Genomic DNA, 24816 nt, shown 5'->3' on the forward strand with positions numbered 1-24816 from the left:
GGTTTATCGTCCCTTTGCATAGCGCATTACATTAAATGAATCCGTTATTGCTTTATGAGCAGGCAAAACCAAAAGCCAAATGACCGCGATAACAAATGCACCCCGAGGGCCAAACTCGCCCCAACTGACATCGCTAAGGGCGATACCTGCTGTATAAGAAAGCCCGGCGGCCACAGCCCCCACCAGGCTGGCAAGCCAGGGTCGAGAGTAAATTGGCCACAGCGAATGCCGTAAAGTGAGCCCCAGCATCAACCATAAACAGGTTAACCAAATGGGCTGCGCGCTTGCAGAGTCGCTTAGCACCCCCGTCTGCAATAGTGCCGTGTCGTGTATAAAGCCCAAAGCCATAGCGACGGCGACGGCCAGTGCATCAGCGCACCGGGCTTCTGGTTTCAAAATTCGAAAATGAACCACCGTAAAAAGCGCCGTGTACAGCAGCGCCCACGCCACAGGGGCGAGCAAACAAATAAACCACCCCGCCTGAAAAGCGACGGCGTTGGCAATTGAAAAGTAAACGGGTTTAGCCATTGCGATACGCAGGACCTGCAAATAAGAACTGGCCGGTTCCTATACTGCGCTCGATAAACCCGCCTTCGCAGTAGCACAAATAATATTCCCATAATCGAATAAAACGCTCGTCAAAACCCTGCTCTCTCACCTGAGAAAGTTGCGCCAGGAACCTCTCTCGCCAACACTTTAAGGTTTTGGCGTAATCCTGACCTATGTCCTCAAAGCCCATCAAGTTGAGTTTGGTAACATCGCTCATGAGCTCAAGCACTTTGTTGACTGAAGGCAAACCTCCACCGGGAAAGATGTAACGCTGAATAAAATCAACCGAATTTTTGGCCATTTCGTAACGTTGGTCAGCGATGGTAATTGCTTGCAAGAGCATCAGGCCGTCGTCTTTTAGAAGGCGCGAACAAACTTCGAAATAGGTGGGGTAGTGTTCGTAACCAACAGCTTCGATCATTTCTACCGACACCAGCTTATCGTATTGGCCTTGTAAATCTCGGTAATCGTCAAACAGCAGCGTAATTCTGTTTTGCAGGCCGAGCTCTTGCACACGCTGCCTAGCGTGCTCATATTGTTCCGCCGAAATTGTGGTTGTGGTAACACGGCAACCGTAATGCTGCGCAGCATAAATGGCCATACCGCCCCACCCTGTGCCAATCTCAAGCAAATGGTCAGTCGGCTTGAGTTCAAGCTTTTCACAGATGGTTTTGAGCTTGTATTCGGCAGCTTCTTCAAGGGTTTGAGCGTCGTTGGCAAAAATGGCCGACGAATACATTAGCTTTGAGTCTAAAAATAACGAGAAGAATTCATTGCCCAGATCGTAATGAGCGCTGATATTGCGCTTAGCTCCCTCTTTGGAGTTGCGCTTAAAATACGCAAAAACCCTAAGAATCAACTTGCTCAATCTTGACTGACCTTGATCCATTGCGTCTAGCGCATCCATGTTGCTGACAAAAACTCTGACCACATTGGTCAAGTTCGGAGTGGACCAATAACCGGACATATACGCTTCGCCAGAGCCGACAGAACCTGCAAAGGCTACATCGGCGTAGGCCGCTGGGTTATGAACATGAATATCCGCGACTAAACTGGCCTTACGGGGGTCTTCACCAAAGGTGTAACACTCGTCTTGCTCGTGAATTCTCAGGCAACCATGGTGCAGCTTCTGTAAAGTCTTCAGAACCAGCTTCTTTGCTACCTGCTCGCGGTAGGTGAAAGTTTTCGACCTATGGGCGCTAAATCCAGCGATCCCTTTGCGCGTTGACGATTCAGTCACAATGTTTCTCCTCTCCCATATCTGGGCTTGAATGGTCGTAAACCGGAACCCGCTTTAACCACAACTTAAGGGCCTGCCAATAAATCGCCGCAGGTACTTTTATACTGTTGTACGGGGTACGCCATAACATTCTATTTAGATGTGCAGCGTTCCAGTTTTTTTTCTCCAAAGTGAGAGTTGCGTCCATATGTTTCTCGCCACCCTTATGGTTTTCCATATGCACACTCAGCGTTTCACCTGGACAGCTGCTGAACCAGTGATAATCCATATCCATAGGGTTAAATGGGGAAACGTGAAACGTTTTGGGGAACCTGACATCCCTGGCTTTTTGGTTATCCCCCATGGGTACCACATAGGTATGGCGCTCATTCCAAGGGGTGTTGTTCACTTCGGCAACGATGCCTTTAAGAACGCTGTCTTGATAAACATAGTAAAGACTGACCGGATTGAAGCAAAAACCCCATAAGCGAAGATTTGCCAGTAAAAAAACCTGCGTAACACCCTCACGCTGCAGTAAAGGTGATGCTTTTTTAAGCACAACCTCTTTCAAACCTTGATCGGTCGGTGCCATGTAATCTTCACGGCGAAAGCTGCCGAGGTTCGTTTTGTTTAACGACCACAGTCGCCCCACCGAAAAAAGCTCGGGCAATTTGTCTAAATCCATAAAAAACAAATGCTGTTGGTAAGAAAACTCATGCCTGCGCGGGGTAAAGCGCCTGTGCCTTACCCACCCACTGTAAATGGCGCTTTCGGGCCTCATAAAGTCTCACCAAAATAGCTCGCGACACGCAGCGCCGATACAACCCCATCCTCATGAAAACCGTTGTGCCAATAAGCCCCGCAAAAATGGGTATGATGCTGCGCGTTAATATTCGCCCAGCGACTTTTTGCGGCAACGCTCTCTTTGGTAAAAACAGGATGAGCGTAACGATACCGGCCATGAATATACTCCTCGTCAATGCGCTCACCAGGGTTAACGGTTACACAGAAGGTTTCTGGCGAACGAATGTTCTGCAAAATGTTCATGTTGTAGGTCAGCAGGCAGGCATCATCCGCGGGCTTAGGGATGCGATAATTCCAGCTCGCCCAGGCGCTTTTTTTATCAGGCAAAAGAGAGGCATCGGTATGCAACACCACATCATTGTCTTTGTAAGGAATGCTACCAAGTACGCTTTTTTCCTGCGCTGTAGGATCACCCAGCAAAGCCAGCGCCTGATCGCTATGACAGGCGAAAACCACCTCGTCAAACTGACTCAGGGTTCCGTCCGCGTGCAGAATATCAACACCGCTATCGGTGCGAACCACCGATTTTATGGAGGCGCCCGTAATAATAGAGTCTGCGAAAGGTGCCGTTAATGGCTTTAAGTACGAATGGGACCCGCCCACGAGGGTGTACCACTGAGGCTGATCCATGACGGTAAGCAAGCCGTGGTTATGAAAAAATCGGATAAAAAAATCCAGCGGCATTTTTGCGGCGGTTTCGGTACCGGACGACCAGATTGCCGACACCATAGGCAAAAGATAAAAGTTAACGAAGCGCTTTCCAAAACCTTCTTTTGTTACAAACTCATCAAGAGTAAAGCTTGGGTCGATGTTATCGCGTTGAAACAGTTCGGTGCAGCGGCGGTTAAAGCGGACAATATCGGCCAGCATTCGCCAATGCGAAACCTTAAACACATTGCGCTTTTGTGCAAACAACCCGCCAACCGATGTTCCAGCGTATTCGTAGCCACTATTTTCACAGCTGACACCAAACCCCATCTCTGTTTTTTGTCCGGCAACATTAAGCTGCTGCATCAGCTTGATAAAATTAGGGTAAGTACGGTCGTTATAAACAATAAATCCGGTGTCGATCCAATAATCACCACTGGGCGTGGATACCGGCTTTGTTGCCGTATGACCGCCAATGCTTTGCTCTTTTTCGAAGACGGTAACTGAGTGATTGCGGCAAAGCAGATAAGCGCAGGTTAATCCGCTAACCCCGGAACCGATGATCGCTATGCTCTTTTTGTTCTCTGTCATCAGGTTCGCACCATCTTTTGCATAATTTTTACTCTAAATCCGGTAGGTAAACATTTTAAAACCCCAAGGCTCAGAGCCAGTTGCCAGGGGAACTTATACAAATACCGACGTTGTGCTACCGCTTTTAACACATGCTCGGCCGCCTGTTCAGGCTCCATGATAAATGGCATGGGAAAGTCATTTTTTGCGGTGAGCGGCGTTTTTACAAACCCCGGCTTCACAATGGATACATCGATTCCACGGTGATAAAGGTCTACTCTTAAGCTATTCAGGTAATAATCAAGCGCCGCTTTGGATGCACCATAGGCCTCGGCGCGCGATAAGGGTACCTCGGTAACCAGGCTGGATATACCGACGATATGAGGCGCATTTTCCGATGCAGCTAAAACATCAATAACGGCGTTGAGAACATTAATGGAGCCCTGTAGATTCACCTCAAACACTCTGTTGGTGAGCTCAGCATCGACCTGCCCTGGTGCCAGGTATTCACAGGTGCCCGCGTTTAAAATTACGGTGTCGATAGCTTCCAGTTGGTTTGCGACCGCATTTACGCTGGAAAGATCGGTGATGTCTGAGTCAAACGTACGCAACTGTACGCCGTAGTTCCTTTTTAGCTCACCCAGGGTGGAGGTATCTCTGGCCAAAGCATAGACATCACACCCCTGCTCTAACAGCTGTTTAACGCAAGCAAGGCCAAGCCCTTTGCTGCCACCTGTTACCAATACTCTACGACCCGCGAGGGTATGTGTGCTCATGCTGTTGTCTCGGTTTCTTTGGCTTGTGCAAATCGCTCAATAGCCTGTTTACGACTGATCTTTACATCTACCAGTGGCTTCGGATAGGAGGTTACGCCCTCCCCTGTGTGCAGAGATTTTTTATCTGTGTTGTGAAATTGAGGTAATTGTGAGCGGATAAATTCGCCCCCTGGATCGTAGCGCTCCGATTGTGTAATCGGGTTCATAATACGAAAGTATGGCGCCGCATCGGTGCCTGTGGAAGCACTCCATTGCCAGCCCCCGTTGTTCGCACAGAAATCGGCGTCAATAAGTTGCTGCATAAAATAGTGTTCGCCCCGGCGCCAATCAACACCAAGGTTTTTGCTTAAAAACATCGCCGTGATCATGCGCAGCCGATTGTGCATCCACCCCGTTGTGTTCAGCTGCACCATGGCTGCATCCACTATAGGCACACCTGTCTCACCTCGGCACCAAGCGGCGTATGTTTGTTCATCATTCAGCCATTGCACATTGTCCGTGTAATCCTGCATGGGTTTATAGCGGCTTACCTGCGGAAAAGCCGCAGCGATGTGCATGTAAAACTCTCGCCAGATAAGCTCATTGACCCACACAGATACTCCTTCAGCAGCGCTCCAGTGCTCATCGCTTGCCAGGCTTGCTGCAAGAAGGCACTGCTTGGGGCTTAAAGCGCCTACTGCTAAGTACGGAGACAAACCGGAAGTTCCTTCTACTGCCGGGAAATCGCGCAGCTTGTTATAATCGTGAATATCCTCGCGGCAAAACTCAGACAAGCGCTCCAGTGCCGCTTGTTCTCCTGGCTGCCAGAATTCACTCATATCGTCAGGGTCAAAGCTGGCAAAGCACTTTTCCAGTGCCTCGGGGTTCGCACTGAATTTTTGCCTATTTTTCGGCTGTGCCTGCGGCGCTGGGTAGACTTGCAAACTCGTTTCAGAAACCAGACGTTTCCACGCTTTACTGAAGGGGGTAAAGACCTTGTAAGTGTCTCCCTGCTGAGTGTGAAGCGCGCCAGGCGGTACTAAGCATCGATCATGATAACGCTTGAATTCGATATCAGCTTGTTCGCACGCGTGCTTAGTGGCTCTGTCCCGGTTGAGTTCATCCAACGGGTATTCGGCGTTGCAAGTCAGGCGCTCGAAGTTAAAGCGCTGGCAATAATCGATTATTGATGCGGGAATATCAGCCGCCTTGGCGACCCACAAAAATTCAAGGGCAATGCCACATTGGGCGAGCGTTTGCTGCAACTCGCGCAGGCTTTCGCGGATAAACCACAGTTTTCTCTTACCCATAGGGTGCGATTTAACATATTCGCCGCAAAGAATGTAAATACCGCTAACCCGACTTGATTTGTAATTAACACTGTCTTGTAAAGCATAGTGCAGTGCCGGATTGTCATGAATCCGTAAGTCGTTGCGAAACCACACCAATGTTTGCATCAGTGCTCCAGCCGTTTGCGTAAATGGCTAACCAAAGTCCCCAGCACGGGGATTTTCTCGTACAGCATTGCGCCTAGATCGTAATAGTCACGATGCCTATAAATTGCATCAGCAGAGTGCTGTAGATACGAAACGCCCGGTACCGAAACAGGTGCCCCCGAGTTCAGTTTCGGGTGAATAAATGTCATTACCCAAGTCAAACAGGTGTGATAAACGCCCTCTTGTTGTTGTGTTATCACTTGTTCAAACTCAAATCTACACGTCTTTAATCCCTCTGCCATAGACGTAAAATAAGCTTGTAACGATTCTCGCCCTTCGATTTGGGTGACGGGATCAATAAAAACGGTGTTCTCGTGATATAGGGCCGCAATATCATTAACAGACTCTGTATTAAAGGTTTTATAATGATCCATTAGTCGTTCGATTAAAGTTTTTTTCGCGTTCATGTGCCGAGTATCCATTGAGCGGAAGCCGAGAGGAGTTACGTGCATCGCAAAATTTCAGATCATCAAATATTGCGCAAACCAAGTTTTTCCGGGTGAGGCGACCAGAAGCTTTGACTCTGTAAGTAGGCATCATCAACCTTTAATAAATGGTGCTTCAACAGAGTCATAGGCACCACTAGGGGCACATAGCCAAGGCGATAATTTTCGATAAGATCACTTAGCTCGGCTTTCTCAGCGGCATCTAACTGGTTTTTCAGATAGCCGCGCAAGTGCATTAATGCATTGGTATTGCCCTTACGGGTAGCTTGAAATGATAAGGCGTACATAAATTCTTGAATAAAGTCGTCGCATGATTCTGCTATCGACCTGCTTTTTAAATCCGCCAGTAACCGACCAATCGCTTTGTAGCTGGGTGGGTGGTGGGCCATCACCTGGTATTTATAACGAGAGTAAAAATTAATGAGCTTTTTCGCAGTAGGGGCTGACTCGACCTGAGTGCGCCAATCGAAATAGGCATAAACCCGAGTGATAAAATTTTCCCGTAAGCCTGCATCGTTCAATCTGCCGGCCTCTTCTACCGGTAACAGAGGTAGTTTTTCCATCAATTTTTGTGCGTACAAACCTCTACCGTGCTTATCCTTCGGGTAGCCGTTATCCCCGTAGCGCTTCATATCAAAAACACCACAGCTGGGTGAATTTTGCATAAAAATATAACCACATAAATGGCTCAGCTCGGTGGCCATTTTTTCGCCATAATCGGCAAGAGCATCTGTGTGATCTACCGATGGATCATCATTTTGCTGTACCCGGGTGCCAGTATCCGTCGCAACCAAACGGATGGGTTTACGGGGGATACCCAAGCCAATAGCAACTTCAGGGCATACCGGGTGGTAGTCAAAGTATTGATTGAGCTGATCAGTCAAATAACGCGATCGCTTGTGCCCCCCATCGTAACGTACCGTTTCGCCTAATAAACATTGGCTGACACCAACCGGGATTTTCTCCAACGCCATAGCATTACACTCCATACACGATTGTCACAATTTCAGCACTACAGGCGGTTCAAGCCACTGCGTACTGTATTGTTCGATGCTAGGGAAAGTATAGATCACTGGAGGCAGACGAAAACAGCCAGCGCTAAGGCTGGCTGTTAGGCTACGCAGTTGGCAGACAACTTAATAAGACGGTAGCGGAATATCCGAAAAGAGTTCTTCAAGCTCTACTTTTGAATGGCAGGCATACGCCTGATCAATGACATCACGCGTCAGATGAGGGGCAAACTGCTGTATAAAATCATACATAAACCCCCTCAGGAAGGTACCGCGACGGAAACCAATCTTAGTAATACTGGTTTCAAACAGATGGCTGGCGTCCAGTGCCACCAGATCGCTATCTGCCTCTTCGTCGAAAGCCATGTGCGCAATGATACCAATGCCTAAGCCCAGGCGAACATAAGTTTTGATCACATCAGCATCGGCAGCGGTAAACACAACTTTGGGCGCTAACCCTTTGCTAATAAAGGCCTCATCCAACTTAGAGCGACCGGTAAAGCCAAACACATAAGTGACAATCGGATGCTTGGCAACCTCTTCTAAACTCAGTTCGTGCAGGTTAGCCAGAGGGTGATTTTTGGGCACCACAATACAACGGTTCCAGCGGTAGCAAGGCATCATCACCAAGTCGCTGAAGAGTTCGAGCGCTTCGGTGGCTATAGCAAAGTCAACCGTGCCATCTGCCGCCATTTCGGAAATTTGCATCGGTGTACCCTGATGCATGTGTAACGAAACCTCTGGGTATTGCTCAATAAAACCCTCTATTACCCTGGGCAATGCGTACCGTGCCTGGGTGTGGGTGGTCGCGATGGACAAGCTGCCTTTGCGCTCGTTACTGAACTCCTGGGCAACTTGCTTAATGCTTTCGACTTTGCGCAGAATTTCGCCAGCGGTTTTCAGAATGGCTTCGCCTGCGGGCGTTATCCGCGTCAGGTGTTTACCACTACGGGAAAAGATCTCTACACCCAGCTCATCTTCCAAGAGGCGAATCTGTTTACTGATGCCCGGCTGTGATGTGTATAAGCTCTGCGCCGTCGCGGATACATTGAGATCGTGGTGTGCCACCTCCCATATATACCGGAGTTGTTGCAGCTTCATAAGCCCTCCAAATGGCCCTTGTATTTCGTGTTATAAAAATATAGTTGATTATTCAGAGCAAGAATAGCTGAATTTCATATATCTACCAAATTTATAAAACTCTGCTTAATTTTTCTTTGCTTTAGGTTTAAATTCTGGTGAATTTGCCACCCCATGGGGTACGTGGCCGCTCGCCACATGTTCGCTGGCAGACTCAATATGAGCTTCCTGATCATCAAAAAACACATCAGCACCATAGGCTTTGAGAAAAGCACCTTTAGGCAGCCCCCCTAAAAAAAGCGATTCGTCGATACGTATTTTCCAGGCTCTGAGCGTGAGAATCACCCTTTCATGAGCGGGCGCCGAGCGTGCCGTCACCAAAGCCGTCCGTATTGGGCAGTTCTCTGCATCACCAAACTCGACCTGTAACTTATGCAAAGCATCCAGAAATGGTTTGAACGGCCCACCGGGAAGCGGGGTTTTGGCGGCGGCCTTTTCGCTTTGGGTAAACGCTGTCAGCCCCTGACGCTTGAAAATTTGTTCGGCTTCGTCGGAAAACAGCACCGCGTCCCCATCAAACGCAAACCGTAACTCATTGTCATTGTAATTGCGGGTTTTGGGCGCAACCAATGTTGCGGCTGCTATGCCATGATCAAGGGCGTCGCGCACGTCTGATGCTTCTGTCGACAAGAACAAATGGCAACCAAACGCACTGGCGTAGCGATACGGACTCTGGCCGCCACAGAATGCAGCGCGAGTTATGGCAAGCCCGTAGTGTTCGATGGAATTAAATACACGAAGCCCCGTATCAGCACTGTTGCGTGATAGGAGGATGATTTCCACCCGAGGGTCACCCTGTTCGCTGTCATTGAGGCTTAGCAGCTTTTTTACCATCGGAAACGCATCGCCGGGCTCAAGGGGCTCTTCTTCATGCTCAATTTGATACTGTGCATAAGCCTCAAGCCCCCGCTCGGTATAAACCCGATGACTGTCATCAAGGTTAAACAGCGCCCGAGAAGATATAGCAATCACCAGCTTGTCACCAAATCCACTTGCCATGCCAGCCCCTTAAAGACTCTTGGTTACAATTTCACTGCAGTCGGGGGATAAGCCCGCCGTTTCGTTAATACGCAGTAATTCTTGATACATGGCCTGCCCCCGCGACTCGGCATATCGACGCCAACGGGTCAACGGAGTCAGCAAGCGAGCTGCAATTTGCGGGTTTTTGCGATCCAACGCAATGACCTGGTCAGCGAGAAATTTATAGCCGGCCGCTGAATCCTGAGCCGTTCCGCCGTGAAAGTTAACGGGGTTAGCGTTGCTGAATACACCAATCACGGAGCGAATTTTATTTGGGTTGCTGGCATCATAGGCCGGGTGATCTAGCAATGCCTTGGTCCGCTCTAACCCTCCGGGCCTAGCATTACGTGCCTGCAAGGCCAGCCAGCTATTAATAACCAACGGCTCGTGGTGCCATTTTTGATAGAACGCCTCCAGCTGTTTTTCTGCCAGCGCTTTCACGGCCGGAGCATCACAATTCACCAAAGCTGTGAGCGCGGCCAGTTCATCGGTCATATTATTTGCCTGGTTGAGCTGCGCTAAACACGTATTGGTGTTGCTTTCGCTCGGCTTGATCATCAGGTAATCCAGCGCGGTATTGCGTATAAGCCGCGCGGCGATGTCCCGAGCCACGGGTTTGTATTCCTGTGCAGGATCAAAGGATTCAGCCAATCTCTGAAATTGACTTCGCAGCGCACTGGCAATCGCAGCCGCCACCACACGCCTTGCTTCATGGATAGCAATGGGGTCTATGACGTCTTGCTGCTCGGCAATATAGCCCTCACTTGGCAGAATCAGCATATACGCGAGCATGGCCTGATCCAGCTCTGACTCAAGAAGCAAGCTGCGGTACACCTGTAACAATCGCGCATCGGGAGTAAAGTGCTCTAACTCGTCACAGGTATAAGCGTGCAGAGCGTCATCGATCACCGCCATAGCTAATTTCTGGCAGGCTTCATAACGGTTAAAACCGTCACTGTCGTGCAAGCTGAGCTTGACTAAATCATCCCGGCTGTATTCGTACTTGAGTTTGACCGGTGCGGAAAACCCTCGCAGAAGCGATGGAACGGGCCTTTCAGGGACATTCGTAAAGACAAACGTCTGTTCCGCCTCGGTTAACTCCAGCACCATGTGAGTATTATCCGAAGGTAGATCCTCTGGTGTATTTCCCTCAAGATTCAGGGCAAGCTCACCCGCTTCACCCAGCAATCCCATGGCAACCGGGATATGAAATGGCTGCTTATCAGTGCATTCGGGGGTCGGTGGTGTGAATTGTTTTATGGTAAGTGTGTACTGACGGCTATTCTCGTCGTAATGATCTGTCACCGTCAGCTCTGGCGTACCTGCCTGGTTGTACCAATTCTGGAAGAGGCTGAAATCCCGGTCAGAAGCGTCTGCCAATGCCTGAACAAAATCCTCCGTAGTAACGGCCTGTCCATCGTGGCGCTCAAAATACAAATCGGTACCCTTGCGAAAGAGTTCTGGCCCTAATAAATTCGCCAGCATTCGCACCACTTCGCAACCTTTTTCATAAACGGTTAGCGTATAGAAATTGGATATTTCCATGTAGCTGGCTGGCCGAATCGGATGGGCCATAGGCCCTGCATCTTCCGCGAATTGATGTGTTCGCAGAAGCGTTACATCTTCAACTCGTTTTACCGTTGGTGAACCCATATCGGCGGAGAACTCGGCATCACGATAAACGGTAAAGCCCTCTTTTAAGCTTAATTGAAACCAATCGCGACAAGTGACACGATTACCCGACCAGTTGTGAAAGTATTCGTGTGCAACCACACCTTCCACGCGCTGAAAGCCCGCGTCCGTTGTGGTTTCAGGCTTGGCCAGAACGCAGGAGGTATTGAAGATATTCAGACCTTTGTTTTCCATTGCGCCCATATTGAAATCGTCAACTGCGACAATCATAAAGATGTCGAGATCATACTCACGACCGTACACCTTCTCATCCCAGCGCATGGCGCTTTTGAGTGAGTTCATGGCGTGGGCGCATTTATCCAAATCTTTTTCTTCAACAAAGATTTTCAGCTCGACATTACGCCCACTAGCGGTGACAAAAGAGTCCTCAACGACACTTAAATCCCCTGCCACCAAGGCAAATAAATAACAGGGCTTTTTGTGTGGATCATGCCACAACGCAAAATGACGACCATTCTCAAGGTCGCCACTCTCCAGTAAGTTGCCGTTTGAAAGCAGTAAGGGGCACTCTGCTTTCGAAGCGCTGATGCGCGTGGTGAAATCGCTCATGACATCGGGGCGATCCAGGTAGTAGGTAATTTTGCGAAAACCTTCGGCCTCACATTGAGTACAGTAAATGGTACGCGAACGATACAGCCCCTCTAACGAGGAGTTTTTTTCAGGCTCAATGCGAACCACCGTTTGCAGCTGGAAGCTCAGCTTCGGGTTTAGCAGCACCAAAGCCCCCGCCTCCAGACGGTATTGGGCTTTATCTAGGGGCTCGCCATCTACGGCGATGGATACCAACTCCAACTGTTCGCCAGCCAGAGCAAGCTCCCGAGGGGCATCACTGTCACGGCAAACCAAGTTAAGGGTAGAATCAACAAACGTTTCACCTTTATGAATCGCCACATCCAGGTAGGTTTTTTCAATGGTGTAGGTCGGAGGTTGATAATCCTTTAAATAGACGGTGTTTGGCTGATGCAAAGATTCAGGCATAGTCATTCCAGCTACCTCACTGCCACTTCAGTGGCGTTTCTGTATTGGGGTCATTGTCTCCAGCTTCACCGCAGTGACTGTGGGGTTTGGGCGGAATATACCCAGTGTGCTGCTCGGCCGGCAGGTTGTCGTGTTCATAGGCGATGACCGCCTGCATACACAACTCACGCTGCTCAGCAGTTAATACGCGGCCATCGGGCCATTTGCCCAGCTCTATGGCGCGCTTCATATTGGTGTAAATTTCAGGGGTCAGGCTAGATAACACTTGTTTAAAATCACTCATCACTTTATCTCAGATTTTTTAGCTACTGCGAGCTTGCCCAAAGCGAATAGCACACCGCTTAAAAGTCCGCCAAGGTGGGCGCCGTTGGCAACGCCCCCCGCCATAAAAAAGTCCACCACACCCAGCATACAAATACCAAGCCAGGCGAGCATAAAAATCAAAATACCCTTGGGTACCGCGAGCACCGGCTCGGGCTTTAACCATTGGCACACACCTATGTAACCAACCATTGCGTAGATAACACCAGACATGCCCCCGAAAAGCGTGACAGGGCCTGGCCAAAAATACTGTGCAACATTGCTGGCTATGGCGGTAACCCCGAAAAATACGAGGTAGAGCCCCAAACCCATGCTCCACTCAAGGCGTCGGCCTAACTCCCAGGTCCATAAGGCATTAAAGACAATATGGAAGATCGAAAAGTGCAAAAAGGCTGGCGTCAGTAGCCGCCAGTAGTCGGCTTGCTGCAAAGTGTCTTGCAAAGTACCCAGCACCAAACCCTGGGGGGCTGGCATAACAGGCACGAATGTCAGCTGGGCCGCCCAGGATCGCAATGGTGCAAATTCGATACACGCAAAACCAAAGATGCTCGCCAGGATTAACACAAACGTGACGGGCGAGCGGTACACACTTCGCCGCAAAGCTTCACGGGACTGATCACGGGTGTTTACACTAGCACTTTCTTGCGGGATCGCAGTAACCCGACCATCTTGCCAGGCCTCGACGAAGTCCCCCACCGGCTCCGCCAAGGTCGCCTCTGGCACCTGGAGCACCTGCCTACCCGAAAGTTCGACGATTCGGTGTGGAATACCACGCTCGCGCAGGGCTAAAGTCAGGGGGGCTAAATTTTGCTGCAGTGGAAACTGTTTAACGTTACTCCAGGACACTCAGGCTCCAGAATCAAATATCGCGGTCATTAAGTGTGGCATTCTAAGGGTCAACGTACACCCATACATAATTATCAGGGTTTACGGTTTGTTTACCATCATGCCGATACGCCGCCAAACGGCCAAAGCGCACCGCACCATAATCCAGGCAGGCAATATTACTGGCTACAGGCTCAGGAGTGCCGCTCAGCCAGTAGTGGCCTAAAAACAGTGGAGGCTCGGCGCTATCATACACCACCAAGCGCTCTAGCAGCTTGGGATCAAGCGGCAAGCTGCCAATTTCTGGAGGCAGCGGATCTGGCTGAAAAGCCAAATCGTTATAGTGTTCCGGTACAGGGGGCCAAAACCGGGCGCGAAAACGAGTGCGTCTATAGCCGTCAGCGGACAGCATGCTGGTGTTATTGGGCAAAGGTAAGTCGATTCCCGAGGTCAGTCTTTTGATTGCCTGAGCATCGTCACTTCCGGGGTCAGCCATCGCCACCCACTGGGAGGGTGAAACAGTATCACTGCCCCGCCCCTCAATGATTGCAGCATCCCAGCAGGCATGTACCACTCGCATCTGCTCATTGGCTAAATATAAAGGAAGCCGAGCCATCCAGCGTAAATAATCGGACCACTCATCGTTGTAGTTAGCAAATTGCTCCAGTGTTTCAGCCACGATTGCGGTATTGCGGGGGGTGTGTGGACGTAAATAATTTCCCGGCGCAGAGGGGTGTGCAGTGCAATAACAATAAGCGTGCACCTCATGGTTACCGAGAATCAGATAAGCGGTGCCCGCTTCAACCATTTCCCGAACTAACGCAAGTGCTTGTCGGATTCGTGGCCCCCGATCGACAATATCCCCCACAAACACGATTTTGCGGCTCGGATGACTGTATACGCCGCGGCGTTTACTGTAGCCAAGCTTTATAAGCAGCCGCTCTAGTGTGAGCGCACAACCGTGTATATCACCAATTACGTCAAGCCGAGCGGCATCATGATCGAGGTTATACTGCACCTGTAGCGTCATGATTTGTCCAACAGATGCCCTCCCCAACCGAGCTTGGAGCGGCAGCGTTCATAGAAATTATGATTTAACGGGTGGATAAGCTGTAACCGCTGGGGCTTCTTGCGAATGATGATTTGATCACCACCGCGCACAGAGTCATGGGTTTGGCCATCGCACGTCACCTGCGGTACCGCACTGTTGCCATCACCAACCAGGATTCGTACCACACTATCACCGGCAACCACCATGGGGCGACTGCTCAAGGTGTGTGGATTCATGGGGACTAACACCAATGCGTCCAGTTTCGGATGCATAATTGGGCCACCACCGCTCAGGGCGTAGGCCGTAGATCCAGTGGGGGTAGAGACAATCATGCCATCTGAACGCTGCGAGGTAACAAAGTGATCGTCCACATACAGCTCAAACTCTAACATTCGGATAAATTCGCCCGGGTGCAGCACAACATCATTGAGCGCATCGCCCGTGCAGATAATTTCACCGTTACGCTCTACACTCATATCCAGCAAAAACCGGCTTTCGCTGCTGAATTCTCCTGCCAGAACTTCCGCTACCTTTTGTTCAATATCCTCAGGCACAATATCCGTTAAGAACCCAAGTCGACCGCGGTTAACACCAAGTAGCGGTACATTGTATTGCACCAGATCCCGAGCCCCACTCAGCAAACTGCCATCACCGCCAATCACAATTGCCAGATCGCAGCCGGTGCCCAGCTTATCCATAGTCGCAATGGTGATGTTCGGGTAGCGCTTGGCGGCGTCGATAATCTCGGCGCTACGCGCTTCGATGACCACATTTAAGTGCCGCGAGGTGAGAAAATCAATCAACCTGTCGACACTGTACTTGGCTCGCTCGTTATCAAGCCTGCCTATCAGGCCGACGTTGGCAAATTGTGTCATGATTGCCCTCTTATACATTTAATAGGCAGCTATTATGCCTAACCACCACGTATACGCCAATGACCTCAAACAACGAAGCAGCTTTACGCACACTGTTACAAAATTTACGTTGCCGGGAGGTGCGTGATCTTGCCTACGCGTGTTTTGGCCCACCGATGATAACAAGCTTAAAGCACCCCTCCGTTTGCTATCAGGCCCTGTTAGACGACAAAACCAAGCAAAGGCTTCTAGCGCTTGATCACGAACCTGCTCCCCTGCTGAATTTTATCGCCCAAGTAACCAGTACCCGGCTGGGCGTTTATTTTGAAACATTGTGGCGTTTTTACTGGTTACACCTCAGCACGAAAGAGACACTTCTGGCCCATAATCTACAAGTTAATCGTGATGGAAAAACCTTGGGTGCTTACGACTTTATCGTAAAACGTGATGCCCATGTGTGGCATATCGAAGCTGCGCTGAAGTTTTACTTGGGGGTGGGTAATCACCTGCAATGTGCAGATCATTGGCTAGGGCCAAACACCAGCGATAATCTAGCGAACAAAATCAACCATTTAAGAATGCATCAACTGAACTTATCGAATACCCCCGAAGGATTGACCACATTAAAAGCAGCCGCCAGACCGGTAACCGGCACACAGTTCTTATTAAAAGGGTATTTGTTCGCTCCAAGAGCCGCAGAATGGACCCTGCCACCAGGGGTTAATCCCGAGGCGGTGCAAGGCTACTGGTATCACCTAAACCGTTTAGTCGGCAGCCTGACCAATACCTTAACGGCAAATTACTGCATAGTACCGCGTAACCATTGGCTGGCACCGATTGTTCACCACCACGCGGTACGCCCGCTGGGGTGCTCGCAGCTAATAAAGGCCCTCACCGCCCAGCTGAACCGCCAGGGAAGACCCAAAATGGTGGCTAAATTGCGTTTAGACAAAGGCGTGTGGCGAGAACAGGAGCGCTTTTTTGTGGTGCCCAATCATTGGCCAGGTACGGCCAGCCCCTCTTTTAACACGTAATTTTTTTCAGTTTCCAAATGGCGATCAAAATCCGCACGGTTAAATAGCTCGTCGCAATCGGCCAACACGGTCACATTAAAACCTTGTTCACGCAGCAAGTGTGTGGCCGCCCCACTGCGTCGACCAGTATCACAATAACAAATATAATCTACCCCCAGGCGCATTAAGCGCGACTTAATGCCCAGTAAGTGCAGTGGAATATTCACCGCACCAGGCAAATGTCCCAGCGCATACTCTTCGTCAGAGCGGACATCGACAATACTTGATCGAGTGAGATCTCGGTTCGGCATGACCGCTAATGTCGTGGAGGGCACTTGCGGGCTTCGCAACAAACGATAAAAAGCCTGTTTGGGTAAACACATTAAAACACCATCCGTCAGCATTCGAACGTTGGCGTTACGCGGTGCGTCATTAACTAAAGCGTCTTCACCAAAACAGCGCCCCGGCTCAATCACCGCCACTTGCTCAATGCCTGTGGCACCCTGACGGGTTACCTCGGCACGCCCTTCTTTGATGAAATAGCAGCGATCCCCAATTTCACCCTGTCGTACAATTACTTCATCGGCGTGTACAGACTGGGCCTGCATTTCGGTGAAAATTTCTTCGACATTCAGGGGGGGGACTTTATAAAATAAATTTGACCGCAGCACCTGCATCATCCACTGGACATCTTCGTCCATGTCACGGTCCCGAGCGATCACACTGTGTAAATAATCAGCCACCTGACTCCAGGTCAGTAGTTTATCCAGCTCATCACTGCGCAAACGTAAAATGGCACAATCAGTAGCTGCTGTTGCCTGAAAACGGCGTGGTCGATGGTGGGCCAGTGGCATTACTTCTGAGCGACCTTTCAGCAAGGCTTCACGCCCCTCACTATCTTCGAGCAAGAGGTCGCCATAGAGTAAATACAAGTGACATTCGTCAACCGACCCGCGGTTAAACAGCACCTGACCAGGGTATAAATACTCAGTCTTCGCAGTGCTTAATAACACCTGCAGGTGCTCGCTACCCATATCTTTAAGCGGCACAAAAGACTTGGTCTGTTGCAGGTCTAGTAACACGTTTTGCTCTGCCTGTTTTAACATTTGCTCCATGGTAAGCACTCAAAAACAATGAGAAAAAGATGGTTCTGGCCAATCAATTTGCGATCTGAAACCTCGACGCCCCTGTAAGCCTCCTGAATGAATGACCACGACTTGCGAGCCCGCAGGCCAGTAACCCCGAGCCGCCAAGTTATCGACCGCGTAGAGTGCTTTGAGGGTATACACAGGGTCTAATGCTATGGCGTGAGAGAGTTCAAACCTTTTCCAAAACTCAAGCAAATAAGTGGGTAGCCGCCTTGCGTACCCCCCTGCTGCAAACCCCCACAGCAAACGCCAGCGCCCTTCACACATACTCGAGCCTATAGCGCTTGAACCTGAGTTGTCTTTCAACACACTGATGCCGATGGCGGTCACCGAGGCGGGTAAAGCGCTTACGACACCTTTTAACGTGCCTCCTGTACCCACCGCCATACAGACGTAGGAGTTTTTACTCGTAGGCACAGTGGCTGCGATGGCCTGACCGAGTACGGCAGCACCTCGCTCTCCTGCGCTATTAGCTCCCCCCTCTGGAATAAAGTAATCTTCTTCCGGTAAGTCTGCAGGGCCAAATACAGCGCTCTGACGATAATTGGCTCGACTGATAAACTCCAGTTGCATACCCGCCCTGCTGGCATCAAGCAGCGTTGGGCTCAAGACTCTCGGCCTTTCGCCTCGAATAAGGCCTCGGCAAGGCAGCCCGATTTTACGCGCAGCCAGTGCCACGGCATAAATATGGTTGGACCAAGCGCCACCGGCAGTGGTCAACCGCTTTGCCCCGAGTTGTTTGGCGTTTAAAAGGTTATAAAAGAGCTTATAAAACTTATTGCCACTGCAGTAAGGGTCGATTAAATCGTCCCTACGCAATACTACTTTGACCCCGGCCTTTGCACAGTTAGGCAGGACTAGTGGGTCATAGCTTACCTGCAATGCACGCTGCAGCAGCTCAGTCTCTGGCTCGTACTTACCCATTAACTCTGTCCTGCAATGATCGTCGGGTTAGACTCCCGGTGCACATCACAGCGGTTACTTTCCCCGTCGTGAAAATCGGCAGGTGCCATGACTCTTGTTACACCTGTGCCACACTCTTCCCCGTCAATGTTAACGGCGGTGCAGTAAGGGGAATGATAGTGATCCAGCCACTGCCTGTAAGACTGCAAGCTCAAACCACTTTTCTGAGCTGCAAACGATTGTGGGTCCGCCATATAACCCGGCACCTCTTCAGCGCTGAGCGTCAATTGACCACACCCTGGCGCAAATACAACAAAGCTGACTCCCGCTTTCTTCATTGGTGCGAGTAACTGCGCCGCACCATGATTCAATAACGAATCGTGTTCTCGCTGTAAGGCGGCGAGCTCATCACGTAATGCTTCTTCCTGTTGCTGGCGATAAAAAAGCTCCATTTCACGCATATCCAGCAGTTGTTGCATATGCTCTTGAGATTGCTCAAGCTTGGCTTGTAACTGCTCCGCGAATCCGGCCTCTAAGGCTTCGATTTCAGCGCCACCGTCATGTTGTAGCGACTTGAGCTTGTGCTCATAATACTCACGTAAACCTTCTATCTTTCCATCCTTTAGTGCCAGCTCGTGCTCGAGTTCATGAATTCGCCCATCAAGATGCTTTACTGCCTCCTCAGCCTGATCAATTCTTTGCTGATAACCATCAAGACGGACTTGATGTTCTCTTTTAAGGCCATCCAGTTTAAGGGCCATGCGGCTTTTCAAGGTGTTGATACGCAGGCGCTGCTCCCGCAAGGTGTGGGCCAGCCGGGTACGCATTGTACGCGCGTATTCTCGCTCAAGAGTCTCGCGTAGCTGCTGATCAACAAGCCCATGCTCCGGCTCCACAGGTTTGTCAGCCTTAGGAAAAACCAACCCCAAGCGGTTAGCCGCCACCGCTTTTTTCATTAATACAAAACTGTTCCGCCCAGGCTCCATCATCGGGTCCCAGAGCTTACTCTTTTGCCAACTAATAGGACATTGACTGTAACATGCCAGCGCAATAGGCCCCGCACCAAGATCCGGGCCTCGTGCGGCGTTATCGGCCAAAGCCTGCAAGGGAACATTCCACCGCTTGGCGATCATGCCACCGGCCTCAAAGTCAGCAACAAAGAATACACATGCAGTTATTCGTAATGCTGAATTAATACGCAGGTATACAGCTGGCACTTGCTTCTCAGCGAACTCGGGAATGGGTACAAAGCCATCCATAATGGCCTCAAACTCGGGATACTGAAGCTCCCGATCTATTTTACCCTCGTCAAAGACAATAATTGCCTCAACAGTGACATCCTGGCTGGACATGGCCGCCCCTTGCGCTTTTAATGATTCTATGAGTAATTAGCGAACAAAAAGTATAAGGATATGGCGTCGATAAATCAGCAACTTGCTTGATAGAGGGGGGCTGTCGATAAAATTGTGGGATTCAGTTCAGATTTTAGGGGTGGGTTATATAACGCAAGGAACTACACTTCCGCGTAGTCCTCGCCGGTTTCATCATCCATGTCATCAAATGTCACATCCAACAGCTCTTCTAAATAATCTTGCATTAGTCTCTCCTGGTCATATTTCATTAGCTTCAGCGTTGTCTTGAACGCAAGCCCAGAATTTCATAGCAATATGACAGTATTGTGATAACTAGGCTCGGAGCGGCCTAATTTTACTCAATTGGCCATGAATGCAAAAAATGAAAGAAGCAAAAACCGGGGCCTAACCCGAGAAAGTGGACAGCTGCAGGACGTGTTTCAGTACCTGTAGTGTCATTCCAACTCAGCCACCTGGGAACAGGGAGTATCGACACGCGTCTATGTGCAGACAAGACATATTATTATCTATCGATCATATTCCAGCCATAAAAAAGGCGAGGTAGAAACCTCGCCTTTTTTGTCGTCAATTCAGCTTGGCTGAATAACTGACCCCAACACTTACAAAACAACGATGTTCTCAGCCTGAGGGCCTTTTTGACCTTGAGTCACAGTAAATTCAACTTTTTGACCTTCGGCCAGGGTTTTGAAACCAGAGCCAACAATCGCGCTGAAGTGAGCGAAAACGTCTGGACCAGACTCCTGCTCAATAAAACCAAAACCTTTAGCTTCGTTAAACCACTTAACAGTGCCAGTTACAGTAGACATAGTCTATTCCTTTACAATCAATGAGTAAGCCTAATGAGGCGATTGGTGCTAAAAGTGTTGCTATTACTTATGACTGAAAGACCAGAACTGTAGAAACTACTGTTACTAAGGTTGGGCATAAATATAGGACATACTTTCAAGCGTATCTGAGTATATACCCCTAACAACCCAAGTCAACAGACCCCAAAGAGAAATTTTGAGCACTTTTTATCGCTTTACCAAGGTCAGTGCAATGCCGCTCAAAATAATCAAACTCGCCACAATAAACTGCACGCTGAGCGCCTCATCAAGCCACACGATTCCCCCCAGCGCAGCCCATACAGGGACGCTGAGCTGCACGGCTGCGGCCTGAGTAACGCTGAGGCTCGGCAAGACCAAATACCATAACGCGTAGCCAATAGCTGAAGCGCCTGCACCGGACAGCACAGCCAATAAAACTCCGTATCCACTCCATTGATGGTCAAACAATACAAAAGGCAATAAAACCAAACACATGAGACCAGCGCGATAAAAGCTATGGGCGGTCAACTGAAGTGGGGCTTGCCCTGCCCGTCCTATCAAGGTGAACACTGCCCAGGCAAGCCCAGCGCCAGCCATTAACGCAAAGCCTCCAAAGGAGGGACGAGAAGCACCCGGTAACAACAAACCAACAAGCCCACTAAACGCCAGCGCAGCACCGGCTAATTCACGGTAGGATAATCGCCCCCCTCTGAAAACGGCATACCCCAGCAATGTTAATTGCACAGCCGCGAACAGAATAAGGGCTCCCTCTGCAGTGCCCAGGTTGACGTAAGCCAAGGAAAACAATAACGCATAGACAAACAACGCCATAGCCGCTCGCCAACTCTGCTGCGATGTAGGAATCTTGGTGCTTGAGCCTGCGCTATTGAAAGTCACCAGCAGATAGAGCATCACTGCGCCACTGCACAGTCGTATCAGGGTAAAGCTATTGGCATCTACAGCGCCGGAAGCTAAGGCCAAACGACAAAGCAATGAGTTGCCAGCAAACGCCAACATCGCCAGCGCAACCAGCCCCACCCGGGACACTTGAGAAAATTGAGTATTCAATTGAGGATTTACCAACTATCGAAGATATTGTTCAACATCTACCCGATCGATTTGCGACGCGGGCAGAAACTGTTGAGCGTACTGTAAATACACGCCGCTTTCCAACAACAAATGAAATACATCTTTATCGACGTGCCCCCTATCAACCATTTTTGACAGAATTGAAATCGCTTCGCTAAGAGTTTTAGCTTTTTTATAAGGACGGTCACGAGCTGTGAGCGCTTCAAAAATATCTGCCACCATCAGCAAACGCTCAGGAATGGATAAATCTTTTGCACTTAGCCCCCGCGGGTAACCACCACCGTCCATCGACTCATGATGCGTAGAGGCATAGCGAGGCACGTTTTTCAGCTCAGGGGGAAACGGTAAACCATCGAGCATTTTAATAGTGGCAATTACATGCTCGTTGATTTTAAAACGATCTTCTGCGGTGAGCGTCCCATAGCGAATACTGAGGTTATATATTTCACCGCGATTGTACAGCTGCTCGGGTGGCGTCATGGTAATCCCTAGGTGAGGAGGATATCTTGGAAGCCGTTCTCGCGGGATAATATGCTCAGGCTTATCCGCCAACAACGGCTCAATGACCGGCAACAGTTGCTCCTCCATACTCTGCCGCCTCTCCTCTACCGGAGATAACCCCAAGCGGTTATCGAAATAACGCAACCAGGTTACCTGGCTCAATTCAGTCAGTTTCCCACTCATATCAGCATCAGATGTCTCCCTACCCTGATTAACCGAGGCAATATAAGCAAAATCTTGTTGCAACTTGTGTTTTTTTCTTTGCAACGCCTGAGCCAGCTCATTATGAGAATCTGGGTGTAAGCGGAGTTTCTCCAGGTACTCGATATGAGCATCTCGCCAAAGCACTTCAAACCTCATCCGTATTTCGTGTATACGATTGTAGATGCTCTCCAGCTTAGTCCCTTTATCAACAATGTGCTCCGGTGTGGTTATTTTGCCACAGTCATGCAGCCAAGCCGCTATGCGAAACTCCCTCCATTGATTTTCATTAAAGCTGAATTTAGAAAAAGGAGGGCTGTTAGAGTCTTGTGCGGCTTTGGCGAGCATTAACCCAATTTCTGGAACTCGCTCACAGTGCTCACCGGTATATGGTGACTTTTCATCAATAGCATTAGCAATGATCTGAATAAACGAATCCAACAACTCTTGCTGTCGCTGCTCGTGGGCATCAATAGATTCAGCCATTGAATTAAACGTTTTAGACAATGCTTGAAGCTCTTTAATGGGGGTGGCCGAAGGTATAAGCTTATAACCTTTACGGGCTTTTATTCGCTCACTACTTTCTTTCAACGCCTGTATCGGCCTAACCAATGGCGAAGAACACCACCACGCGAGAGGCAACAACAATAACAAAGCAAAAGAAGTAAACAGAAGCGATGTTCGCAGTTGCTGACGACTCTCCCCCAACACTTGTTCTTCTGGTAGTAACACACCTAAATAACCACCCATTTCGCGCTGGGGAAACAAGTTTTCAACGTATATAAACTTATTTACACCATTAATAGGCACTTTTTGCAGCTGACCTTGAAGACTTTCGTCTTGAGCGGCCTTTAACAGCTCATAATAAGGAACCACATCCGATTCACGCCCCAAGGGCTTGCCCAACCACTTTTGCTCTAACAATTCCCAATCCTGAGGTTCAATATTTTCCAGCGCTAAGTTGAGCAATGGAATTAAGTCTTTATACTCTGGGCGAACCTGGATATGAAGCGTGCTATATAGAACGTCAGGGTCCGGGTAGAAAGGCTTTCCAACAAAAACATCATGAATAAAGTAATCTTGAACGGCTGACGCCAAAACAACCGAAAAATCAATGGTTGCATCCGCCATTCCATTGGCTACTGCCATTAAGGATGCCAGGGGCGTCTCAGTCTCGACCACCTTAATACCGGGCACCACCTGCTGCAGTTTTTGAGTTGAACTCCAATCGGAGACAACAGCAACCGTCTTCCCTTCTAGACCCTGTAAATGATTGATGGGAGGGCTACCTTGAGCGACAGCCACACTGAAAGGCAGACTTAATATCGGCTGGGTAATCGGCCCATGCTTTACGGTGTCTTTACTGTTAGGAACAGCTTGTAATACATCAATCTCTGCTGCCTTAAAGTTTGCGAGAAACTCCGGCCAGGCATACCCATTAATATGCTCAAACTTCAAATCAAGACTGGTTGACAGAATGTTCATCACGTCAACCATATACCCTCTGGGGCTCCCAGAAACTGCGAAATCCAAAGGAGGCCAATCAGTATCATTTGACACACGAACAGTGCCAAGCTCTTTAATATAGCTACGCTGAGCATGGTTCAAATCAAGGGGCTGAGTAACATATTCAGCCTCCCCAACTCCCCGGATCTGATTACTTGCAATCAAAAGTCCGGAACTGTTGAACAAGTAAATCTTTTCCTTATCGCTGACCTTGTGATGAAGAAGATCTTCGGAGAAAGACTGCAAGGTTACATCTAAAGACAATACTGCTTTACTCTGTGGCAGGCGAATTGAAAAAGATTTTCCGGTTAACTGATTAAACTGAAACAAATAGGGGGGAGAAGAAACCACCTCGTCTTTTTTTGCTCGCCGGTACCAGGGCCTTTGCGTGGAGTCGTAACGACTTGGTTCCGTATAAACATGCCGAAGCCTAAAAGCTGCATCATAGTAATAAAGCGTCCTAACTCGGCCAGAGTCTGTTTCTGACACCGTATTTACCACCCACCGATCTTCAGGTAATGCGCTTAATCGCTGACGAACCCCGTGGCTGCTCTGTAAATTAATTACCCCATAAAAATCGCCATTATCAAACCCCAAATACACGCTGTAAAACACGGGATTATTAAGCATCAACTCTGCAAACACTTCACGAGTTGCGCTGCCCTCACTAACAGAATTGCCGAGCAATGGGTATTTGGATAAGACGCGAGCAATTTGAACCCCTCGAGATTCAATGGACTTAATATAAGTACCAATGCTGTCAGCGGATCGCTGGTAACGTTTTATAGCTGCATCCCGAGCCATTTGACGGCAAAAGTTGTGTTGTAAAGAGATAGACACGACGGCAGTAAACACCATCGTCAACACCACCAGCACCACCGTGATAGTACGAATGGAA

The 24816-nt window shown here is 49.3% G+C and carries 22 protein-coding genes; 1 reads left to right on the forward strand and 21 read right to left on the reverse strand.

Translation table 11 applies throughout. From position 1 onward, the window contains the following. Positions 1–3: 3 nt before the first annotated feature. The 15 genes from D568_RS19955 to D568_RS0110885 all read right to left on the reverse strand — a co-directional run bounded on the left by D568_RS19955 (position 4) and on the right by D568_RS0110885 (position 15399). Positions 4–528, reverse strand: coding sequence for a DUF2878 domain-containing protein (locus tag D568_RS19955; RefSeq protein WP_020209620.1), 525 nt, complete (start codon positions 526–528; stop codon positions 4–6). Continuing rightward, on the reverse strand, positions 521–1789 hold the full coding sequence (locus D568_RS0110820) for an SAM-dependent methyltransferase (protein WP_020209621.1): 1269 nt from the start codon (positions 1787–1789) through the stop codon (positions 521–523). The genes D568_RS19955 and D568_RS0110820 overlap by 8 nt, the downstream gene beginning before the upstream one ends. Then, on the reverse strand, positions 1782–2549 hold the full coding sequence (locus tag D568_RS0110825; protein ID WP_020209622.1) for a DUF1365 domain-containing protein: 768 nt from the start codon (positions 2547–2549) through the stop codon (positions 1782–1784). The genes D568_RS0110820 and D568_RS0110825 overlap by 8 nt, the downstream gene beginning before the upstream one ends. After that, entirely contained in the window at positions 2546–3811 is a 1266-nt protein-coding gene (locus D568_RS0110830) for an NAD(P)/FAD-dependent oxidoreductase (protein WP_020209623.1), read from the reverse strand. Before D568_RS0110830 ends, D568_RS0110825 begins: the two co-directional genes overlap by 4 nt. Continuing rightward, positions 3811–4566 carry an SDR family NAD(P)-dependent oxidoreductase gene (locus tag D568_RS0110835; RefSeq protein ID WP_020209624.1) on the reverse strand — a complete coding sequence of 252 codons (756 nt, stop codon included), beginning with the start codon at positions 4564–4566 and terminating at the stop codon, positions 3811–3813. Before D568_RS0110835 ends, D568_RS0110830 begins: the two co-directional genes overlap by 1 nt. Beyond that, complete coding sequence (gene phrB, locus D568_RS0110840; RefSeq protein ID WP_020209625.1) at positions 4563–6002, reverse strand: deoxyribodipyrimidine photo-lyase; 1440 nt, start codon at positions 6000–6002, stop codon at positions 4563–4565. The genes D568_RS0110835 and phrB overlap by 4 nt, the downstream gene beginning before the upstream one ends. Beyond that, positions 6002–6448 carry a nuclear transport factor 2 family protein gene (locus D568_RS0110845; RefSeq protein ID WP_020209626.1) on the reverse strand — a complete coding sequence of 149 codons (447 nt, stop codon included), beginning with the start codon at positions 6446–6448 and terminating at the stop codon, positions 6002–6004. The genes phrB and D568_RS0110845 overlap by 1 nt, the downstream gene beginning before the upstream one ends. A gap of 62 nt (positions 6449–6510) precedes the next feature. Further along, positions 6511–7461: a YbgA family protein gene (locus tag D568_RS0110850; RefSeq protein ID WP_020209627.1), complete on the reverse strand. Its 951-nt coding sequence runs from the start codon at positions 7459–7461 to the stop codon at positions 6511–6513. Between the two features lie 162 nt (positions 7462–7623). Further along, positions 7624–8598 carry an HTH-type transcriptional regulator CysB gene (gene cysB / locus D568_RS0110855; protein ID WP_020209628.1) on the reverse strand — a complete coding sequence of 325 codons (975 nt, stop codon included), beginning with the start codon at positions 8596–8598 and terminating at the stop codon, positions 7624–7626. A 105-nt stretch (positions 8599–8703) separates the two neighbouring features. Continuing rightward, the gene (locus tag D568_RS0110860; RefSeq protein WP_020209629.1) at positions 8704–9636 is read right to left on the reverse strand and encodes a 5'-nucleotidase; all 933 of its coding nucleotides are present in this window, start codon (positions 9634–9636) and stop codon (positions 8704–8706) included. A 9-nt stretch (positions 9637–9645) separates the two neighbouring features. Next, the gene (gene pepN, locus D568_RS0110865) at positions 9646–12327 is read right to left on the reverse strand and encodes an aminopeptidase N (RefSeq protein WP_020209630.1); all 2682 of its coding nucleotides are present in this window, start codon (positions 12325–12327) and stop codon (positions 9646–9648) included. A gap of 16 nt (positions 12328–12343) precedes the next feature. After that, positions 12344–12610, reverse strand: coding sequence for a YeaC family protein (locus D568_RS0110870; RefSeq protein ID WP_020209631.1), 267 nt, complete (start codon positions 12608–12610; stop codon positions 12344–12346). Further along, positions 12610–13494 (reverse strand): rhomboid family intramembrane serine protease, encoded by an 885-nt coding sequence (locus D568_RS0110875; RefSeq protein WP_020209632.1) that lies wholly within the window; start codon positions 13492–13494, stop codon positions 12610–12612. The genes D568_RS0110870 and D568_RS0110875 overlap by 1 nt, the downstream gene beginning before the upstream one ends. A gap of 43 nt (positions 13495–13537) precedes the next feature. Further along, positions 13538–14503 carry a metallophosphoesterase gene (locus D568_RS0110880; RefSeq protein WP_020209633.1) on the reverse strand — a complete coding sequence of 322 codons (966 nt, stop codon included), beginning with the start codon at positions 14501–14503 and terminating at the stop codon, positions 13538–13540. After that, a complete protein-coding gene (locus D568_RS0110885; RefSeq protein ID WP_020209634.1) occupies positions 14500–15399 on the reverse strand; it encodes an NAD(+) kinase in 900 nt (299 codons plus the stop codon). The genes D568_RS0110880 and D568_RS0110885 overlap by 4 nt, the downstream gene beginning before the upstream one ends. A 59-nt stretch (positions 15400–15458) precedes the next feature. On the opposite strand from D568_RS0110885, the gene D568_RS0110890 reads away from it, so the two are divergent. After that, positions 15459–16412, forward strand: a complete 954-nt coding sequence (locus tag D568_RS0110890; RefSeq protein WP_020209635.1) for a DUF1853 family protein — start codon at positions 15459–15461, stop codon at positions 16410–16412. On the opposite strand, the gene D568_RS0110895 is transcribed toward D568_RS0110890, so the two are convergent. The 6 genes from D568_RS0110895 to D568_RS0110925 all read right to left on the reverse strand — a co-directional run bounded on the left by D568_RS0110895 (position 16373) and on the right by D568_RS0110925 (position 24758). Beyond that, positions 16373–17506, reverse strand: coding sequence for a cyclic nucleotide-binding domain-containing protein (locus D568_RS0110895; protein WP_020209636.1), 1134 nt, complete (start codon positions 17504–17506; stop codon positions 16373–16375). The genes D568_RS0110890 and D568_RS0110895 overlap by 40 nt on opposite strands. Before the next feature lie 9 nt (positions 17507–17515). After that, positions 17516–18463, reverse strand: a complete 948-nt coding sequence (locus D568_RS19960; protein WP_020209637.1) for a 1-aminocyclopropane-1-carboxylate deaminase/D-cysteine desulfhydrase — start codon at positions 18461–18463, stop codon at positions 17516–17518. Then, positions 18463–19794, reverse strand: coding sequence for a hypothetical protein (locus D568_RS19965; RefSeq protein WP_020209638.1), 1332 nt, complete (start codon positions 19792–19794; stop codon positions 18463–18465). The genes D568_RS19960 and D568_RS19965 overlap by 1 nt, the downstream gene beginning before the upstream one ends. 620 nt (positions 19795–20414) lie before the next feature. Next, positions 20415–20621 (reverse strand): cold-shock protein, encoded by a 207-nt coding sequence (locus tag D568_RS0110915; protein ID WP_020209639.1) that lies wholly within the window; start codon positions 20619–20621, stop codon positions 20415–20417. 207 nt (positions 20622–20828) lie between these two features. Next, positions 20829–21689 carry a DMT family transporter gene (locus tag D568_RS0110920; RefSeq protein WP_211211673.1) on the reverse strand — a complete coding sequence of 287 codons (861 nt, stop codon included), beginning with the start codon at positions 21687–21689 and terminating at the stop codon, positions 20829–20831. Between the two features lie 15 nt (positions 21690–21704). Continuing rightward, the gene (locus D568_RS0110925; protein WP_169334797.1) at positions 21705–24758 is read right to left on the reverse strand and encodes an HD domain-containing phosphohydrolase; all 3054 of its coding nucleotides are present in this window, start codon (positions 24756–24758) and stop codon (positions 21705–21707) included. Positions 24759–24816: the final 58 nt, after the last annotated feature.

The sequence above is a fragment of the Gilvimarinus chinensis DSM 19667 genome (assembly GCF_000377745.1).
GTDB lineage: Bacteria > Pseudomonadota > Gammaproteobacteria > Pseudomonadales > Cellvibrionaceae > Gilvimarinus > Gilvimarinus chinensis.

What these genes read in the sequence shown, in the direction of transcription:
- D568_RS19955 (WP_020209620.1), bottom strand. Translation starts at nt 528, where the DNA reads ATGGCTAAACCCGTTTACTTTTCAATTGCCAACGCCGTCGCTTTTCAG.
- D568_RS0110825 (WP_020209622.1), bottom strand. Translation starts at nt 2,549, where the DNA reads ATGAGGCCCGAAAGCGCCATTTACAGTGGGTGGGTAAGGCACAGGCGC.
- D568_RS0110830 (WP_020209623.1), bottom strand. Translation starts at nt 3,811, where the DNA reads ATGACAGAGAACAAAAAGAGCATAGCGATCATCGGTTCCGGGGTTAGC.
- D568_RS0110835 (WP_020209624.1), bottom strand. Translation starts at nt 4,566, where the DNA reads ATGAGCACACATACCCTCGCGGGTCGTAGAGTATTGGTAACAGGTGGC.
- phrB (WP_020209625.1), bottom strand. Translation starts at nt 6,002, where the DNA reads ATGCAAACATTGGTGTGGTTTCGCAACGACTTACGGATTCATGACAAT.
- D568_RS0110845 (WP_020209626.1), bottom strand. Translation starts at nt 6,448, where the DNA reads ATGAACGCGAAAAAAACTTTAATCGAACGACTAATGGATCATTATAAA.
- D568_RS0110850 (WP_020209627.1), bottom strand. Translation starts at nt 7,461, where the DNA reads ATGGCGTTGGAGAAAATCCCGGTTGGTGTCAGCCAATGTTTATTAGGC.
- cysB (WP_020209628.1), bottom strand. Translation starts at nt 8,598, where the DNA reads ATGAAGCTGCAACAACTCCGGTATATATGGGAGGTGGCACACCACGAT.
- D568_RS0110860 (WP_020209629.1), bottom strand. Translation starts at nt 9,636, where the DNA reads ATGGCAAGTGGATTTGGTGACAAGCTGGTGATTGCTATATCTTCTCGG.
- pepN (WP_020209630.1), bottom strand. Translation starts at nt 12,327, where the DNA reads ATGCCTGAATCTTTGCATCAGCCAAACACCGTCTATTTAAAGGATTAT.
- D568_RS0110870 (WP_020209631.1), bottom strand. Translation starts at nt 12,610, where the DNA reads ATGAGTGATTTTAAACAAGTGTTATCTAGCCTGACCCCTGAAATTTAC.
- D568_RS0110880 (WP_020209633.1), bottom strand. Translation starts at nt 14,503, where the DNA reads ATGACGCTACAGGTGCAGTATAACCTCGATCATGATGCCGCTCGGCTT.
- D568_RS0110885 (WP_020209634.1), bottom strand. Translation starts at nt 15,399, where the DNA reads ATGACACAATTTGCCAACGTCGGCCTGATAGGCAGGCTTGATAACGAG.
- D568_RS0110890 (WP_020209635.1), top strand. Translation starts at nt 15,459, where the DNA reads ATGACCTCAAACAACGAAGCAGCTTTACGCACACTGTTACAAAATTTA.
- D568_RS0110895 (WP_020209636.1), bottom strand. Translation starts at nt 17,506, where the DNA reads ATGGAGCAAATGTTAAAACAGGCAGAGCAAAACGTGTTACTAGACCTG.
- D568_RS19960 (WP_020209637.1), bottom strand. Translation starts at nt 18,463, where the DNA reads ATGGGTAAGTACGAGCCAGAGACTGAGCTGCTGCAGCGTGCATTGCAG.
- D568_RS19965 (WP_020209638.1), bottom strand. Translation starts at nt 19,794, where the DNA reads ATGTCCAGCCAGGATGTCACTGTTGAGGCAATTATTGTCTTTGACGAG.
- D568_RS0110915 (WP_020209639.1), bottom strand. Translation starts at nt 20,621, where the DNA reads ATGTCTACTGTAACTGGCACTGTTAAGTGGTTTAACGAAGCTAAAGGT.